Annotated in this window: 14 protein-coding genes and 2 pseudogenes; 11 read left to right on the top strand and 5 right to left on the bottom strand. The window is 70.4% G+C overall.

Features of this window, described 5'->3' with window-relative positions; all coding sequences use genetic code 11:
- Positions 1-109 precede the first annotated feature (109 nt).
- From AC08OX_RS06975 to AC08OX_RS06985, 3 genes are all read right to left on the bottom strand, one after another.
- Positions 110-2,641, bottom strand: coding sequence for an ABC transporter permease (locus tag AC08OX_RS06975; RefSeq protein WP_476607066.1), 2,532 nt, complete (start codon positions 2,639-2,641; stop codon positions 110-112).
- Positions 2,642-2,645: 4 nt separating this feature from the next.
- Positions 2,646-3,953 (bottom strand): ABC transporter ATP-binding protein, encoded by a 1,308-nt coding sequence (locus AC08OX_RS06980; protein ID WP_476607067.1) that lies wholly within the window; start codon positions 3,951-3,953, stop codon positions 2,646-2,648.
- Between the two features lie 349 nt (positions 3,954-4,302).
- Positions 4,303-5,214, bottom strand: a complete 912-nt coding sequence (locus AC08OX_RS06985; protein ID WP_476607068.1) for a RecB family exonuclease — start codon at positions 5,212-5,214, stop codon at positions 4,303-4,305.
- A gap of 85 nt (positions 5,215-5,299) precedes the next feature.
- Here AC08OX_RS06985 and AC08OX_RS06990 point away from each other — a divergent pair, with 85 nt between their 5' ends.
- Positions 5,300-6,502 carry a site-2 protease family protein gene (locus AC08OX_RS06990; protein ID WP_476607069.1) on the top strand — a complete coding sequence of 401 codons (1,203 nt, stop codon included), beginning with the start codon at positions 5,300-5,302 and terminating at the stop codon, positions 6,500-6,502.
- Between the two features lie 44 nt (positions 6,503-6,546).
- Positions 6,547-7,515 carry a tRNA (adenine-N1)-methyltransferase gene (locus AC08OX_RS06995; protein WP_476607073.1) on the top strand — a complete coding sequence of 323 codons (969 nt, stop codon included), beginning with the start codon at positions 6,547-6,549 and terminating at the stop codon, positions 7,513-7,515.
- Between the two features lie 93 nt (positions 7,516-7,608).
- Here the strand turns inward: AC08OX_RS06995 and AC08OX_RS07000 are convergent, their stop codons facing one another.
- Positions 7,609-7,932, bottom strand: a complete 324-nt coding sequence (locus tag AC08OX_RS07000) for a ferredoxin (protein WP_011437028.1) — start codon at positions 7,930-7,932, stop codon at positions 7,609-7,611.
- A 119-nt stretch (positions 7,933-8,051) separates the two neighbouring features.
- Here AC08OX_RS07000 and arc point away from each other — a divergent pair, with 119 nt between their 5' ends.
- The 9 genes and pseudogenes from arc to AC08OX_RS07045 all read left to right on the top strand — a co-directional run bounded on the left by arc (position 8,052) and on the right by AC08OX_RS07045 (position 16,421).
- A complete protein-coding gene (arc, locus tag AC08OX_RS07005) occupies positions 8,052-9,860 on the top strand; it encodes a proteasome ATPase (RefSeq protein WP_476607070.1) in 1,809 nt (602 codons plus the stop codon).
- Positions 9,861-10,227: 367 nt separating this feature from the next.
- A complete protein-coding gene (gene dop, locus AC08OX_RS07010; protein ID WP_476607071.1) occupies positions 10,228-11,745 on the top strand; it encodes a depupylase/deamidase Dop in 1,518 nt (505 codons plus the stop codon).
- A 182-nt stretch (positions 11,746-11,927) separates the two neighbouring features.
- Complete coding sequence (locus AC08OX_RS07015) at positions 11,928-12,146, top strand: ubiquitin-like protein Pup (RefSeq protein ID WP_011437025.1); 219 nt, start codon at positions 11,928-11,930, stop codon at positions 12,144-12,146.
- 314 nt (positions 12,147-12,460) lie between these two features.
- Positions 12,461-13,285, top strand: a complete 825-nt coding sequence (gene prcB / locus AC08OX_RS07020) for a proteasome subunit beta (protein WP_023841071.1) — start codon at positions 12,461-12,463, stop codon at positions 13,283-13,285.
- A 1-nt stretch (position 13,286) separates the two neighbouring features.
- A complete protein-coding gene (gene prcA / locus AC08OX_RS07025; protein WP_023841072.1) occupies positions 13,287-14,009 on the top strand; it encodes a proteasome subunit alpha in 723 nt (240 codons plus the stop codon).
- 155 nt (positions 14,010-14,164) lie between these two features.
- A pseudogene (locus tag AC08OX_RS07030) lies at positions 14,165-14,389 on the top strand (FAD-dependent monooxygenase); the annotation flags it as partial.
- 156 nt (positions 14,390-14,545) lie between these two features.
- Positions 14,546-14,788 carry an aromatic-ring hydroxylase C-terminal domain-containing protein gene (locus AC08OX_RS07035; protein ID WP_476607074.1) on the top strand — a complete coding sequence of 81 codons (243 nt, stop codon included), beginning with the start codon at positions 14,546-14,548 and terminating at the stop codon, positions 14,786-14,788.
- Positions 14,788-14,931 carry an aromatic-ring hydroxylase C-terminal domain-containing protein gene (locus AC08OX_RS07040; protein ID WP_476607075.1) on the top strand — a complete coding sequence of 48 codons (144 nt, stop codon included), beginning with the start codon at positions 14,788-14,790 and terminating at the stop codon, positions 14,929-14,931. The genes AC08OX_RS07035 and AC08OX_RS07040 overlap by 1 nt, the downstream gene beginning before the upstream one ends.
- Positions 14,928-16,421, top strand: coding sequence for an FAD-dependent monooxygenase (locus AC08OX_RS07045; RefSeq protein WP_476607072.1), 1,494 nt, complete (start codon positions 14,928-14,930; stop codon positions 16,419-16,421). Before AC08OX_RS07040 ends, AC08OX_RS07045 begins: the two co-directional genes overlap by 4 nt.
- A 79-nt stretch (positions 16,422-16,500) precedes the next feature.
- On the opposite strand, the pseudogene AC08OX_RS07050 reads toward AC08OX_RS07045, so the two are convergent.
- Positions 16,501-16,806 (bottom strand): annotated as a pseudogene (locus AC08OX_RS07050) (hypothetical protein); the annotation flags it as partial.

The raw sequence follows: 16,806 nt of genomic DNA on the forward strand, positions 1-16,806 counted from the left end.
GCCCCAGCCGTCCTGGATGCGAGGTTGGGGGAGTAAGGCACGGTTTTGGGGGCGAAGACCGGGCGTAGATCCCCCGAACGGAGTCGGAGCGGGTGTGGGGTTGGGTGGGTCAGACGGCGGAGATGGCGCGCAGGACGTCCATGCGAGCGGCGCGCCGGGCGGGGAAGACAGCGGTGAGCACGCCGAGGATCGCCCCGGTGAGGACCACGAGCAGGATCGTCCGTACCGGGTAGGCGAACATGCTGATTCCCAGGGAGGCCAGCGCCTTCGTCAGCGCCCAGCCGAAGATGCTCCCGACGACGACGCCAAGCACGGCTCCGAAGACCGAGATGATCACTGATTCAAGGATGACCATCAGCCTCATCTGCGACCGCGTCATGCCGACCGCACGCAGCAGACCGATCTCCCGGGTCCGTTCGATTACCGAGAGCGCCAGGGTATTGACGATGCCGAACAGTGCGATGATGACCGCCAGGGCCAGCAGCACGTAGATGAACCCGAGCAGCTGGTCGACCTGCTTCTCCTGCTGTGCGACGAACTCGGACTGGTCCCGGACCTCCACCGTGGCGAACGACTTGACCACCGTGGCGATCTCGGCCCGGACCATCGCCGGGTCCGCCCCGCTCGCCCTCTTCACCAGGACGAACAGGTCGAGGTCATCGGTGGAGTGCCGGGCGAACTCGCTTGTGGAGATGATCCACTTTCCGGCCACCTGGCTCTTCTTGTAGGTGCCCACCAGAGTCAGCTCCGCGCGGCCGTCGGCGAAGGTGACCGGGACCTTCTGCCCCACCCGTAGCTGGTGGTCCGCGGCGGTGGAGTCCTCGGCCAGGATCGTGCCGTCGCCGAGGGCGTGGACGTCACCGGTCACCTCCTTGATGGCCAGCATCTTGACCAGGCCCGCTGGGTCGCCGGCCAGCACCTGGGAGCTCTGCCCGGAGATCTTCACCAGGCCGCCCCGAAGACCCGTGGCGATCTCGATGCCGGGCTTGCCGGCCAGCTCGCGAGCCACCTCACCGCTGAATCCCTGCCCGAAGTTCTGCGGGGTCAGGTAGAAGTCGGCACCGAGGCTGTTCGACACTGTCTCCCGCACCGACTCCTTGATCGACTGCCCGAGCACGGAGAAGGCGCTCACCAGGGCGAGTCCGATCATCAACGCGGAGGCGGTGGAGGCGGTCCGGCGCGGGTTGCGCATCGCGTTCTCCCGGCCGAGTCGGCCGGTGGCCCCGAACATCCTCGCCAACGGTGCGCCGAGGACCCGGGTGATCGGTCCGGACAGCAGCGGTGAGAGGGTGGCGACGCCGAGGAAGATCCCCGCCGCGCCCACCCCGACGGCGGTGGCTCCCGGCTTGCCCGCCGAGGCGGTGCCGAGGATCAGCAGGACAATGCCGAGCGCGGTGAGCACCGACCCGGCGATCGCCCGGGAGCGCAGCGAGCGGGTCGGCAGCACGTAGGTCTCCCGCATCGCCGCGATCGGTGGCACCGACGCGGCCTTGCGGGCCGGCACGAACGCCGCCGCGGCGGTGATGAGCACGCCGACGGCGTAGGCGATCACGACGGTGCGGGGGCGGAAGACCAGCGCACCGCTGGGCAGCGCCACGCCGAACACACCGACGGCGGCGCGCAGCAGCAGCGCGAGCCCCGCGCCGGACACCAGGCCGACAGTGGCCCCGGCGAAGCCGACCAGTGCCGCTTCGACCTGCAGGGACACCTGGACCTGACGTTTGCTCGCCCCGATTGCTCGCAGCAGGGCCAGCTCCCGCACCCGTTGGGCGACGAGCATCGTGAAGGTGTTGAAGATGATGAAGGCGCCGACGAAGACCGAGATGGCGGCGAAGATCAGCAGAAAGGTGGAGAAGCCGCTGACGGCGTTCTGCACAGCGCTGGCGCTCTCGCCCGCCAACTGCCTGCCGGTGATCGCCTCGACACCCGGTGGGAGGGCGGCGGCGACCCGGGCTCGTAGCTCCTCCTGGGTCAGGCCGGGCCCGGCGGCCAGGTGGATCGCGCTGAACCGGTCGGGCGCGAGCAGGACCCGCTGGGCGGTGGCGGTGTCGAACGCGGTGACGGCGGCGCCCCCTAGACTGTCCTGACCGCCGATCCGGAAGGTGCCGACCAGGGTGTACCGCGCGGGCGGACCCTTGGTCTGCACCGAGATCTTTGCCCCGAGCGACAGATGGAGCTTCTTCGCGGTCGCCCGGTCGACGACGATCTCTCCGGGGCCGGGCGGGCGACCCTCGGCGATCTCCTCCGCCGAGGTGGGCTGACCCCCGGTCCAGTTGATACCGATCCCCGGCGCACCGTTGGTGTTCGAGGGCTTGCCGGTGGCCGGGTTGACGAGGACGGCCTGGCCGTTGACCTTGCCGACCGCCACCCGCACCCCGTCCACTCCGGCGGCGGTGGAGACGAGCGAGGCCGGCAGCGGAGGGCGGCCGACGTCGCTCGTCGGGTCGATCGCGTTGACCGAGCGCACGGCGACGCTGACGTTCTTGTTGATGTCGGCGAAGAGGGTGTCGAACGTCCGGTTGAGGGTGTCGGTCAGGACCAGGGTCCCGGTCACGAAGCTCACCCCGGCGACGACCGCCAGCATGGAGAGCACCAGCCGGACCTTGCGGGCCAGCAGACTCTTGAGGGTGGCGCGCAGCATCGGCTCAGGCCCAGCCCGCCGGCTCCGTGCCGTCCGGGTGGTAACTGTCCCCCCCGCCGTCGACATGGCCGGGGTCGGTGAGCGGAGGCCCGCCGCCAGGCCTCGGCACCGGCCGGTGGTGGGAGCGGCCGGAGTAGTACTCCTCGCCGTGGCGCGTGCCGCCGACCCGCCTTGACGCCGGCTGCCCACCGGCGTCGGGCCCGAGGTCCGGGGCGGGGATCGCCTCGAACTGGCCGGTGCGCCGCTCCGGGTAGTGGCCCTGGTAGGGATCGTGCTCGTCTCGCCCGTAGGTCGGCTGGTCCGGGTAGGCCTGGTCCGGGTAGGCGTAGTCGTCGTAGTCACCGGCAGGCCCGTAGCGACCGTCGGTGTCGTTATGGTCGTCCCGGTCGTCGGCGATCTCGCCGTCGGCCGCCAAGCCGCCCGCGGCGGCGTCGAGGTGCTTCATCCGGTCCAGCACCTCCTCCGCGGTCGGGTTCGCGATCGCGTCGACGAGTCGACCGTCGGCAAGGAAGATCACTTCATCCGAGTAGGATGCCGCCGTCGCGTCGTGGGTGACCATGACGATCGTCTGCCCGAGTTCGGAGACCGAGTCACGCAGGAACGACAGCACCTCGGCTCCCGACCGGGAGTCAAGGTTGCCGGTCGGCTCGTCGGCGAAGATGATCTCCGGTCGGGTGACCAGGGCCCGCGCACAGGCGACCCGTTGCTGCTGACCGCCCGAGAGTTCGCTCGGCCGGTGCTTCAACCGCGGTGCGAGACCGACCGCGTCGATGACGGTGCGCATCCAGGCCCGATCCGGCGAACGCCCGGCGATGCTCAACGGCAGCGTGATGTTCTCGGCCGCGGTCAGCGTGGGCAGCAGGTTGAACTGCTGGAAGATGAACCCGATGCGGTCGCGACGCAACCGGGTCAGTTGCTTGTCGGACAGCCGGGACAGGTCCACGTTGCCGATGAAGACCCGTCCCCGGGTGACCGTGTCCAACCCGGCTAGGCAGTGCATCAGCGTCGACTTCCCCGACCCGGACGGCCCCATGATCGCGGTGAATCGGCCGCGGGGGAAGGCCAGGTCGATCTCGCGCAGTGCCGTGACGGTGGTGTCACCGGAGCCGTAGACCTTCGTCAGCCTGGCGGCGTGGGCCGCGGGTGCGGCGTCCGGTCCGTCTTCTCGCCGGCCGCCCGGGTGCTCGGGAACCCGGCCGTCACGGCCGGCACCGTACTCGCCGGGCCGCGACCCGCGGTCCTCTCGGCCGGGCGGGCTGCCCGCGACCGCGCCCCGCTTCCCGCCTCGGGACGATCCGGTCCGTCGGGCCATCGTGATGTCCTCTCCCTCGCGGCGCGCCGTGTCCCTCTCGACACGGTCCCTCTCGACACGTCGTGCCTGCCCTGCCTGCGCTCGGCCCCGACTGACCTGGGACGGCTGTTCGGCTACCGTGGTCGATCTCCCCAACGACCGAACGATGATCGGCATCTCGCCGTCGCCGACTGTACCGCCGGCAGTATTGAAGGTCCGACCAATATTACTTTTGGTGATCGGGCGATATGGCATGCCTCCGAGGACGCCCGGTGGAGCCACCGCCGCCGGCGAGCTGAGGAGGCCGGCACCGTAAACGGGCTGTCCGCGGGGAACGGGGTCCGGACGGGGTCCGGCCTGAAGACCGCCATCAGCCGTCCGCCTCGCAGACGGTGGGGGCGGTCTCGTCGAGCGGCACCGCGGATGTCTGCTGCGGTAGCGGTGGTGGGGTGCCGCCGAAGGCTGGGCATCGAGCCTGATGGTCGCACCAGGAACACAGTCTGTTCGGGGTGGCGCGCCAGTCCCCGGTGCGGTGCGCGCGGTCGATCGCCGCCCACAGGGCCTCGATCCGTCGCTCGGCGGCCCGCAGGTCGGCCTCGTCGGGGGTGGCCCGCAGCCAGGTGCGGTCACCGAGGTAGTACAGCCGCAGCTCGCGCGGGATCACCCCACGGATCCGCCAGAGCAGCAGGGCGTAGAACTTCATCTGGAACATCGCCGAGCTCTCGAACGCCGGGCCGGGCGAGCGGCCGGTCTTGTAGTCGACCACCCGCAGGGCGGGTCCCTGCGCCGTGGTCGCCTCGTCAAGCCGGTCCAGGTAGCCCCGCAGCCGCAGGCCGGAGTCGAGCACGTGCTCGATGTACAGCTCGCGGGCCACCGGCGCCAGCCGTGACGGATCCTCCAGCGCGAAGTATCCGGCGAGCAGTTCGCGGGCCGACTCCAACCACGCCGCCAGTTCGTCGCGGCCACCGAACAGCGCCTCGACCGCCGGCTCGCGGGCGCGCACCGTATCCCAGGCCGGCTCGACCAGCTCCCGCGCGGCCTGCAGGGTACGCCGGGACGCCGGGAGATCGAACAGCTTCTCCAGGACCGCGTGCACCACGGTCCCGCGGGTCGCGGCCTCGCTCGGCGGCTCGGGGAGCCGGTCGACGACCCGGAACCGGTAGCGCAACGGACAGTTGACGAAGTCCGCCGCCCGCGACGGTGACAGCGAACCGATCAACGGCCGGGGTGCGGCCGACGCCACCGATCCCGGGATGGCAGGAGAGCGCTGCATCGAGGTCATGTCCTGGACCCTAGATCCCCCTACCGACATCTTCGCCACTCGGTCCCGGACGACGGGTCGGGGTATGGTCCGTAGCATCGGATCCATGGCGGATCAGCACGGCGGCGCGGGTTCGAGCGGCGCGGGTTCGAGCGCCCACGGCGGCGCGGGCCCGGCGGGGCAGGCTCCGAGTGAGCGACCCCCCGGCGTGCCGGTCGGGCGGATCCGCGGTGTTCCCATCGTCATCTCGCCGTTCGCCCTCGTCTTCGCCGTCCTCGTCGCCTACCTGCTCTCCGGCTCGATCCGCGACCGGCTGCCGCTGGCGTCCGACGGGCGGATCCTCGCGCTCTCCTCGTTGATCTCTATCGGCTTCCTGGCCTCCCTGCTCGCCCACGAGATCGGTCACGCTCTGACGGCGCTGGCGTTCGGTCACACCGTGCGGTCCGTGACTCTGCACGGCTTCGCCGGGTTCACCGAGTTCGAGCCGGAGCCCCGCAGCGCCGGCCGCGAGTTCCTGATCGCCTTCGTCGGCCCGGCGGTCAACGGGGTGCTGGCCGCCGGCTGTCACCTCGGCCTGCTCGGCCTCGACGACACCAGCGACGCCGCCGCGGTCCTGCACGATCTCGGACTCATCAACGCCGCGTTGTTCCTCTTCAACCTGGCACCGGGCCTCCCGCTGGACGGTGGACGGGTGGTCGTCGCCGCGGTGTGGGGTCTGACGCGCGACAAGCTGCGGGGGCTGCGGGCCGGTGCCTACGGCGGGTTCGTCGTCGCCGCCGGCCTGGTCGTCTGGGGTGCGTCGACCTCCGACGGCATCGGCATGGTGTACACCTATGCTCTGGCGGGCTTCCTCGCGTTCGCGGCCTACCAGTCGCTGCGCGCCGCGCAGGTGCGGGAGCGGCTGCCCGGCCTGTGCGCCGGTCGTCTTGCGCGCCGGACGCTGCCCGTCGAGGGTGCCGTTCCGCTGGCGGAGGCGCTGCGGCGAGCTCAGGAGGTCGGCGCCACCGCCGTCGCGGTGATCGACCGTGACGGCAGCCCCCTGAAGATTATGAATGGCTCCGCGGTCGACGCGCTGCCGGAGCATCGGAGACCCTGGATGACCGTGGATGAAGTGAGTCGGGTGATCTCGCCCGGCATGGTCCTCGACGCCGATCTGGAAGGCGAGGCCCTGCTGGCGGCCGTGCAGCGGGTGCCGGCGTCGGAGTACCTCGTCAAGCAGGCGGGCCGCCCGGTCGGCGTGCTCGCGATGGTGGATCTCGTCGCCCGTATCGATCCGGCCGCCGCCGCCCGCATGGTGGCGTCCCGGTGAGCGCCCCGCCCGACGAGTCGGTGTCCCCGGGGCAGGTGCCGTCCCTGGCCGGCGGTTACGCTCCGCCTCCGACCGGCTCCGCTCATCGCCGAGGCCTGTTCACCAAGGGTGACCGGGTGCAGCTGACTGATCCCAAGGGGCGCCGGCACACCGTCGTCCTCGAACCGGGCAGGCAGTTTCACACCCACCGGGGAGCCGTCGAGCACGACGCCCTGCTCGGCAGGCCGGAGGGGATCGTCGTCACCAGCACGGGTGGTACCGACTACCTGGCGCTGCGCCCGCTGCTCGTCGACTTCGTGCTGTCCATGCCGCGCGGAGCGACCGTGGTGTACCCCAAGGACGCGGCGCAGATCGTCACCTACGCGGACATCTTCCCGGGCGCCCGGGTGCTGGAGGCCGGCGTCGGGTCCGGGGCGCTGGCGTGCTCGCTGCTGCGTGCCATCGGCGACTGCGGGCGTCTGGTCTCCTACGAGCGGCGCGCGGACTTCGCCGAGATTGCCCGGCGCAACATCGAGGCGTTCTTCGGCGGCCCGCATCCCGCCCACACCGTGCTGGTCGGGGAGCTGGCCGAGACGACCGAGCGTGACGTCGACCGGGCCGTCCTCGACATGCTCGCGCCCTGGGAGGTCGTTGACGCCGTCAGCGCGGCGCTGGTGCCCGGCGGGGTGGTCTGTGCCTACGTCGCTACCACCACCCAGCTTTCCCGGATCGTCGAGACGCTACGGGCACACGGCACGTTCACGGAGCCTGCGGCGTGGGAGTCGATGATGCGGGACTGGCACGTCGAGGGTCTGGCCGTGCGGCCTGGCCACCGCATGGTCGGCCACACCGGTTTCCTGGTAACCGCGCGGCGCCTCGCCGAGGGGGTCGCTCCTCTGGTGCGCCGCCGCCGGCCGGCGAAGGGCGCGCCGATCGGGATCGCCCCTGCCCCCGGGACCGCCCCCGAGCCCAGGTCCGAGACCGAGCGGCCCCGGGACGCCGACCCAGGGTCGGCGACGATCCAGCCGATGTGACGTATCCCATGGGGTCCCATGGGGCAGGCCATTCCCATGTGGTCCCATGGGGCAGGCCGTGGTCGCGAGTGTGCCGGCCGGGCGGGCCCATCGTCAGCCGACGGGCCCGCCGGCCTCCAGCGTGCCGTCGGGGCGTTCCACGTAGATGCACGTCCCCGGACACTCGTCGGCCGCGTCGACCACCGCGTCGACGAGCGGCAGCGGCACCGGGACGTAGGCGCCGGGCTGCGTCTGCAGCTCGCCCGCGCTGTCCTTGACGTAGGCCAGACCGTCGACGTCGAACTCGAAGACGGCGGGAGCGAGTTGCGCGCACAGACCGTCGCCGGTGCAGGCATCCTGGTCGACCCGCACCCGCAGGTCTGCCGAAACGCCCGGCTTCGCCGGAGTTGCCACAGGGCTCCGATCTTCTGTCAGCATGGCACTGTAACCCGCTGTTTACGGCAAAGCTGGATCGTCCTTGCCCGACCGGCCTGCCAGCGGCGGTCACAACGGTAGTGTGGGTGCGTCCCGGTCAGCACGGGGGAGGTGGAGGCGCAGTGTCCGGTCCCCGTTCGGGCTCTGGCTCCGATAGGAGCACGGGTCGTCCAGGTGATGCCGAATCACGGCGGTCGGCGTACGAGAAGGAAACACACGAGCTCACGACGCAGGTCGCCTTCCTGGAAGAGGAAGTGGCCATGCTGCGGCGTAAGTTGTCCGAATCGCCCAGGCAGCTCAGGGTGCTGGAGGAACGGCTCGCGGAGATCCAGGCGGAGTTGTCGGCTGTCACGGGACAGAACGACAGGCTCGTCGCGACTCTCCGCGAGGCGCGAGACCAGATCGTCACCCTGAAGGAGGAGGTCGACAGGCTCGCGCAGCCGCCCAGCGGCTACGGGATCTTCGTCTCCTCCTACGACGACGGCACCGTCGACGTGTTCACTCAGGGCAGAAAGCTCCGGGTGACCGTGTCGCCGAGCGTCAACATCAGTGATCTCTTGCCCGGCCAGGAGGTCATGCTCAACGAGGCGCTGAACGTGGTCGAGACGCGCGCGTTCGAGCGGCAGGGTGAGATCGTCCTACTCAAAGAGGTCCTCGAGGGCGGGGACCGGGCGCTGGTGCTCGGTCACACCGACGAGGAGCGGGTGGTCATGCTGGCCCAGCCGCTTCTCGATGGACCGATCCGGTCCGGGGACTCGTTGTTGATCGAGTCCCGTTCCGGCTACGCCTTCGAGCGGATTCCCAAGTCCGAGGTCGAGGAGCTCGTCCTCGAAGAGGTTCCCGACATCGGCTACGAACAGATCGGCGGCCTGAAGAGCCAGATCGAGTCGATCCGGGACTCGGTCGAGCTGCCGTTCCTGTACAAGGAGCTCTACCGGGAGCATCAGCTCAAGCCACCGAAGGGTGTGCTGCTCTACGGCCCGCCCGGCTGCGGCAAGACGCTGATCGCCAAGGCGGTCGCCAATTCGCTGGCCAAGAAGGTCGAGGCGAAGACCGGCGGCCAGGGCACCGGTCGGGCGTTCTTCCTGAATATCAAGGGTCCCGAGTTGCTCAACAAGTTCGTCGGCGAGACCGAGCGGCAGATCCGGCTGGTGTTCCAGCGGGCGCGTGAGAAGGCGTCCGAGGGAATGCCGGTGATCGTGTTCTTCGACGAGATGGACTCGATCTTCCGGACCCGTGGCTCGGGGGTGTCCTCGGACGTGGAGAACACGATCGTCCCGCAGCTGCTCAGCGAGATCGACGGCGTCGAGCAGCTCGAGAACGTCATCGTGATCGGCGCGTCCAACCGCGAGGACATGATTGATCCGGCGATCCTGCGGCCGGGTCGGCTCGACGTGAAGATCAAGGTGGAGCGGCCCGATGCCGAGGCGGCTCGGGACATCTTCGCCAAGTACGTCGTGCCGGAGCTGCCGCTCTACCCGGATGACCTGGCCGAGTTCGGCGGTAACCGGGAGGCGACCGTTCAGGCCATGATCCAGCGCGTGGTCGAGCGGATGTACGCGGAGAGCGAGGAGAACCGTTTCCTCGAGGTGACCTACGCCAACGGCGACAAGGAGGTCCTGTACTTCAAGGACTTCAACTCCGGCGCGATGATCGAGAACATCGTCGCCCGGGCCAAGAAGATGGCGGTCAAGGAGCACATCGAGGGCGGGCAGAAGGGGCTGCGCATGCAGTACCTGCTCGCCGCCTGCATGGACGAGTTCAAGGAGAACGAGGACCTCCCGAACACGACCAACCCGGACGACTGGGCCCGGATCTCCGGGAAGAAGGGCGAGCGGATCGTCTACATCCGCACGCTCGTCACCGGAACGAAGGGTACCGAGGCCGGCCGTTCGATCGACACGATCGCGAACACCGGCCAGTACCTGTAACGGCCGCAGTATTACCTGTAACGGCTGGTATCTGTAAGGGGCTCGGGTCCCGTGTCCCGCCCAACGGCGGGACACGTGCCACCGCCGTGACCCCGGGGTCACTCGGCCCCGGGGTCACAGCGGTGCTCTGGGTGGCATCGCGGCGTTGCGTTGGGCATCGCGGCGTTGCGTTGGGCATCGCGGCACTGGCACCCCTGGGTGTATCCTCCCGCCCGCATCCGCGGTGGACGCCGGTCGGTCGGACTACCGTGTCGCCACCGAATTCTGACGATAGGCGTGGCTGCGGACGTGTCATCCCGAGCGGCCCAGAGCAAACAAGGCAGACGTCCGGCTAACCGACCGCCCGTGTAGCACCTACGCTTGCAGAGTGAGCGCGCGTCGGATCATGGGGATCGAGACCGAGTACGGCGTATCGGTGCCCGGTCAGCCGAACACCAATCAGATGTCGGCTTCGTCGTTGGTGGTGAACTCGTATGCCAGTCGAACGTCGGCGCCGGGCAGCCGCGCCCGATGGGACTTCGAGGAGGAGTCACCGCTGCGCGACGCCCGGGGCTTCGAACTGCCCCGCGAGCCGGCGGTCGATCCGAGCGCCCCGGCCAACGAGGACGATCTCGGCTTGGCCAACGTCATCCTGACCAGCGGGGCGCGGCTCTACGTCGATCATGCGCACCCGGAGTTCTCCTCGCCCGAGGTCACCAACCCTCGCGACGCCGTGCTGTGGGACAAGGCCGGGGAGCGGGTGATGGCCGAGGCCGCCCGCCGGGCGTTGTCCGTGCCCGGCTCCAAGCCGGTCTATCTCTACAAGAACAACACCGACAACAAGGGCGTCTCGTACGGATGCCATGAGAACTACCTGATGGCACGGTCGACGCCCTTCGGGGAGATCGTCCGTAACCTCACCCCGTTCTTCGTCTCCCGTCAGGTCGTCTGCGGGGCCGGGCGGGTCGGGATCGGCGTCGACGGCCGGGAGCCGGGGTTCCAGATCAGCCAGCGGGCCGACTTCTTTGAGGTCGAGGTGGGGCTCGAGACCACGCTGAAGCGGCCCATCATCAACACCCGGGACGAGCCGCACGCCGACCCGGAGAAGTACCGCAGGCTGCACGTCATCATCGGCGACGCGAACATGAGCGAGGTCGCCACCTACCTGAAGGTGGGAACGACCTCCCTGGTCCTCTCGATGATCGAGGACGGCTGGTTCACCGCGGACCTGTCGGTGGACGGGCCCGTGGCGGCGCTGCGGGCGATCTCGCACGATCCCTCCCTCAAGCATCTGGTTACTCTGCGCGACGGTCGTCGGATGACCGCGGTGCAGCTGCAGATGGAGTACTTCGAGCAGGCCCGCAAGTACGTCGAGGACCGGTTCGGTGCCGACGTCGACAGCCAGACCGCCGACGTGCTCTCCCGCTGGGAGTCGATCCTCGGCCGCCTCGAGGTCGACCCGATGAGCTGCGTCCGCGAGCTTGACTGGGTCGCGAAGCTGTCGATCCTGGAGGGCTACCGGTCGCGGGACGGCCTGGCCTGGGACTCGCCGCGGCTGGAGCTCGTCGACCTGCAGTACCACGACGTCCGTCCGGACAAGGGCCTCTACAACCGCCTGGTGGCCCGGGGCCGGTTCGATCTCGTCGTCAGCGAGGAGGAGGTCACCCGGGCGATGACCGAGCCTCCTGAGGACACCCGCGCCTTCTTCCGGGGCCGCTGCCTCGCGCTCTACCCGCAGCAGGTCGCCGCTGCGTCCTGGGACTCGGTCATCTTCGACATCGGTCGGGACTCGTTGCAGCGGGTGCCGACGCTGGAGCCGCTGCGCGGCACGAAGGCGCACGTGGGCGAGCTGCTCACCCGCTGCCCCACGGCGAGTGATCTGGTGGACGCGCTCGCCGGCCGCTGAAAGCCGGCGCCGATCCCGGTCGGGAGAGCCGGCGCCGATCCCTGGCAGGAGGTTCACGTTGCGCCCTGGGCGGACGTCGCGACGTAGCGGCCGGTTCGTGATGGAGTGGACCTCTCACCGATCGAACGGATGGTGTCGGTGGGGCGGGATAGTGTCGCGCCAGGCGATCGAAGGAGGGCTTCATGGCCACCAGGGACAGCGGCGGCGGGCAGCAACGCGCGGACCGTCGGGCGGAGGAGATCGACGACGTCGCGACCGAGGACACGAGTGCCTCCGACCTCAAGGAGCGGCACGAGAAGCTGTCCGAGGACGTCGATTCCCTGCTCGATGAGATCGACGACGTCCTGGAGGAGAACGCCGAGGAGTTCGTGAAGGGCTATGTCCAGAAGGGCGGCCAGTAACGGCCGTCTGGTAGCCGGCGGTATCGGGCGCCGTGGATGACGCCCGGCGGTGGTAGCTCTGGCGGGGTCGACGCCGCCGGGTGAGGCCGCGTTCCGCGGGGGTCCGGCGCCGCACCGCCCGTGTGCCCCGGTGCAGGTCGGCGGGCTGCACGCGCGGCCGTGACCGCCTTCCCGGCTGACCCGTTCGACCGGCCTGCCCGCCAGCTTCGGGGGGCGATAGCCCTATGTTGTGCTTCATCTGTAACGTCGGGCCGGGAGCCTCGGGGACGCCCCGGGCGCGCGGCCCACGTGACCGACTATCGGAAGGGGGATGCGTGGCTGATCCATTGGGGGCCGCCGGGCGCCTACCGGCTGTGTTCATGACGCCGGGAACATCGTCGTTCGCCGATTTCCTGTCGCGGTCGGCGCCGCACCTGCTGCCGGGGGCCCGGAGTGGCCTGCCGGGGCCGGTCACCGAGGTGGCGCACGGCACGACGATCGTGGCGGTGGCGTTTCCCGGTGGCGTGATCATGGCCGGTGACCGGCGCGCGACACAGGGGCACATGATCGCTCAGCGGGACGTCGAGAAGGTCCATCACGCCGACGACTACTCCTGTGTGGGGTATGCCGGCACCGCCGGGGTCGGCGCCGAGCTGATCCGGCTGTTCCAGGTGGAGCTGGAGCACTACGAGAAGATCGAGGGGTCGACGCTGAGCCTGGACGCGAAGGCCAATCGGCTGGCGGCCATGGTCAAGGGGAACCTGCCGATGGCCCTGCAGGGCCTCGCCGTCGTCCCGCTGTTCGCCGGGTACGACCTCGACACGGGCAAAGGGCGGATCTTCTCCTACGACATCGCGGCGGCGAAGTCGGAGGAACGCACGTACGAGTCGATCGGTTCGGGCTCGGTGTTCGCGAAGGGTTCGCTGAAGAAGCGGTTCCGGTCCGATCTCAGCCAGGACGACGCCGTCCGGATCAGCGTCGAGGCCCTCTACGACGCCGCCGACGACGACTCGGCGACCGGCGGGCCGGACGTAATCCGCAAGCTGTACCCGATCGTCGCGGTCGTGACGGCGGACGGCTACCGTCGCTATGCCGACGATGAGATAGAACCGGTGGTGACGGCCATCATCGCGGACCGTTCGACGAACTCGGGAGGCTGACGTGACCATGCCGTTCGGATACGCGAGCCCCGAACAGCAGGTCCGCGACAAGTCCGAGTACGCGCGCAAGGGCATCGCGCGGGGTCGCAGCGTCGTCGTCCTCACCTACGAGAACGGGATCCTGTTCGTCGCCGAGAATCCGTCGGCGACCCTGCACAAGATCAGTGAGATCTACGACCGCATCGCGTTCGCCGCGGTCGGCAAGTACAACGAGTTCGAGAACCTGCGGACGGCGGGCATCCGCCTCATGGACTCGCGTGGCTACATGTACGACCGGCGTGACGTGACCAGCCGCGCGCTCGCCAACGCCTACGCGCAGACCCTCGGTGCGATCTTCAGCGAGAGCGTCAAGCCCTACGAGGTCGAGATCGTCGTCGCCGAGGTCGGCACCTCGATCGCCGACGACCAGATCTACCGGCTGACCTATGACGGGTCGATCGCCGACGAGCGGGGTTTCGTCGCGATCGGTGGCGCCTCCGAGCAGGTCACGACGTCGCTGAAGGAGCATCACCGGGACGGCCAGCCGCTCGCCGAGGCGCTGCGCGTCGCGGTGCAGGCCCTGACCGTCGGGGTGCCCCCGGGCCTGCCGCAGAACGGCGAGCGGGTCCTCGCGGCCGCCAACCTGGAGGTCGGCATGCTGGACCGGACCCGGACCCGACGGATGTTCAAGCGGATCGTGGGCCCGGCGCTCGAGGGGCTGCTCGCGCAGACCTCGGCCACCTGACCGGCCACCTGACCGGCCACCTGACCGGCCACCTGACCGGCCCACCGTGTTCGCCGACTATCGGTCGGTTCCCGGGGCCGCGATGTCCGCCGGGGGATTGAGGTGAGCCCCGTTTCTCGGACACCTGTGTAGTAGAACGGGAACCATCTCAGTGGCGGTCGCGGTTCGGCAACGCCACCCGGCTTGCGGGGCAGTACCGCCTCGGCCGGGTGTTCCTGGCCGGCGACGCGGCGCATGTGCACTACCCGATCGGCGGCCAGGGTCTGAACACCGGCGTGCAGGACGCGGTGAACCTGGGGTGGAAGCTGGCCGCCGCGGTGCGGGGCTGGGCGCCGGCCGGCCTGTTGGACAGCTACCACAGCGAACGGCACCCGGTCGGCCACCAGGTCTGCGTGAACACCCAGGCGCAGATCGCCCTGATGCACCCGCTGGACGCGGTGGGCCCGCTGCGGGAACTGTTCGCCGAGCTGGTCACGCTGCCGGAGGTGAACCGTCACCTGCTGGAGATGGTGACCGGAGTCAGTTTCCGGTATGCCATGCCGTACGCCGACGAGTCGGCACACCCGCTGCTGGGACGACGGGTGCCCGACCTGCCGCTGGTGACGGACGGGGGCCCGGCGAGTATCGCCGAGACCCTGCACGAGGGCAGGAGCGTGCTGCTTCACCTCGACCCCGCTACCGCCGCGCCCGACACCGCCGCCTGGCAGGACCGGCTGCGCGTTGTCTCCGCCGAGCCGGTCCCCGAGCTCGACGCCACCTCGACGCCACCATCCTGCTGATCCGTCCCGATGGCCATGTCGCCTATGCCGGCCATGACCCCGCCGACCCTCAGCTGCGGGCGGCCCTCACCACCTGGCTCGGCGGCCCGGCCGGCGCGGCCGACGAGGGGACGGATGCCATCCGCGCGGGGGCTGTGGCATGACGGCGCGACAGCGGCACGAGACCGACGTGATCGTGGTCGGTGGCGGTCCCGCCGGTCTGTTGCTCGCCGGCGAGCTGGGGCTCGCGGGCGTGCGGGCGGTGGTGCTGGAGCGGGCCGCCGACCCGCGGGTGGCGCCCGGTGTCGCGCTGAACGGGGCGGCCGTGCGGTTACTGCATCGCCGAGGGCTCATGGCGCCGCTGCGGCAGGAGGTCATCCCGCTGCCGCAGGTGCATTTCGCGTTGCTGTGGGTGGATCTCGACGCGGTCACACCCCGCCCGGAGAACCCGGTGGTCCTCCCGCAGTCCCGGCTGGAGGCGCTCCTGGCGGAACGGGCGGCCGGGGCGGGGGCCGACCTCCGGCGGGGTCATCGGGTAATCGGCCTGGCGCAGACCGACGAGGCGGTCACGGTCCAGGTCCACGGCCCCGACGGTGACTACACGCTGACCGGTGCCTACCTGGTGGGTGCCGACGGTCCGAACAGCGTGGTCCGAACGGCTGCCGGCATCGCACTGGCGGAGACAGCCGCCAGGGTGTCGGGCATCGTGGCCGACGTGGCGGTCGATCCGGCCGCGCTTCCCCCTGAGCACTTCGGGGCCCGCTTCACGGAGCATGGTATCTACATGGGTGTTCCGGTCGGCCCCAGCACCGTGCGGCTGATGACCACGGAGTTCGGGGTGAGTCCGCCTCCGGGCCCGCTGACGCCGGCGGAGTTGTCCGCCGCGGTGACCCGGCTGACCGGCATCGCGCCGAAGGTTGACGCCGTCCACTGGCTGGACCGCTACGACGATCGGACACACCTGGCCCGGCGGTATCGGACCGGCCGGGTGTTCCTGGCGGGCGACGCGGCGCACCTGCACTACCCGCTGGGCGGGCTGGCGCTGAACGCGGCGCTGCAGGACGCGGTGAACCTGGGGTGGAAGCTGGCCGCCGCGGTGCGGGGCTGGGCGCCGGACGGCCTGCTGGACAGCTACCACGACGAACGGCACCACCGGATCCGCGCGGTCACCCAGGCGCAGCTGGCGCTGATGTACCCGCCCGAGCGGGTGGGCCCGCTGCGCGAGCTGTTCGGCGAGCTACTGGGGCTGGGCAGCGTGAACGCCTACCTCGCGGCCGCCGTCAGCGGTCTGGACACGCGGTATCCGACACCGCCGGAGGCGGGCGGGTCGACCTCGCTCGTCGGCTCGCCGGTTCTGGACGCGCCGCTGGTGACGGACGGGGGCCCGGCGAGCATCGCCGAGACCCTGCACGAGGGCAGGAGCGTGCTGCTTCACCTCGACCCCGCCACCCCCGCGCCCGACACCGCCGCCTGGCAGGACCGTCTGCGCGCCGTCTCCGCCCAGCCTGTCCCCGGGCTCGACGCGACCATCCTGCTCATCCGTCCCGATGGCCACATCGCCTATGCAGGCCATGACCGCGCCGACCCCCAGCTGCGTGACGCCCTCACCACCTGGCTCGGCAGCCCGGCCCTGGTCGGGCCACCGGCGGTGTAGCCGGCGCCTCGCCTCAGCACGACGGACGGCCCCCGCATCGAGCGGGGGCCGTCCGACTTTCGTGGATGGGGCGCGGTCGTTACCGGGAGGCCGCGGGCGGAACCGCCGAAGCCGGAGCGGATGAAACCGCCTGGCCATCGACGCCGGCTTCGGTACCCGCGCCGTCGGCGTCCGGCCCCGGGACGGACGCCGTCGGCGGCGGCCCGGCGGGCGCGGCCCGTACCAGCAGCACGGCGAGGAAGGTCAGGACGGCCAGGACGGTCGCCGCCCAGAACGCGATGGAGCTGCCCTCAGCGAGTGCGTAGTCGGCGATGCCCTGTGGGTTGAGCCCGGCCGGCGGGTCACTGGCGGCATCGCGGGAGGCGTTGACGAAGATGGTGACCAG

Source organism: Frankia sp. CoBUL1 (assembly GCF_978021245.1).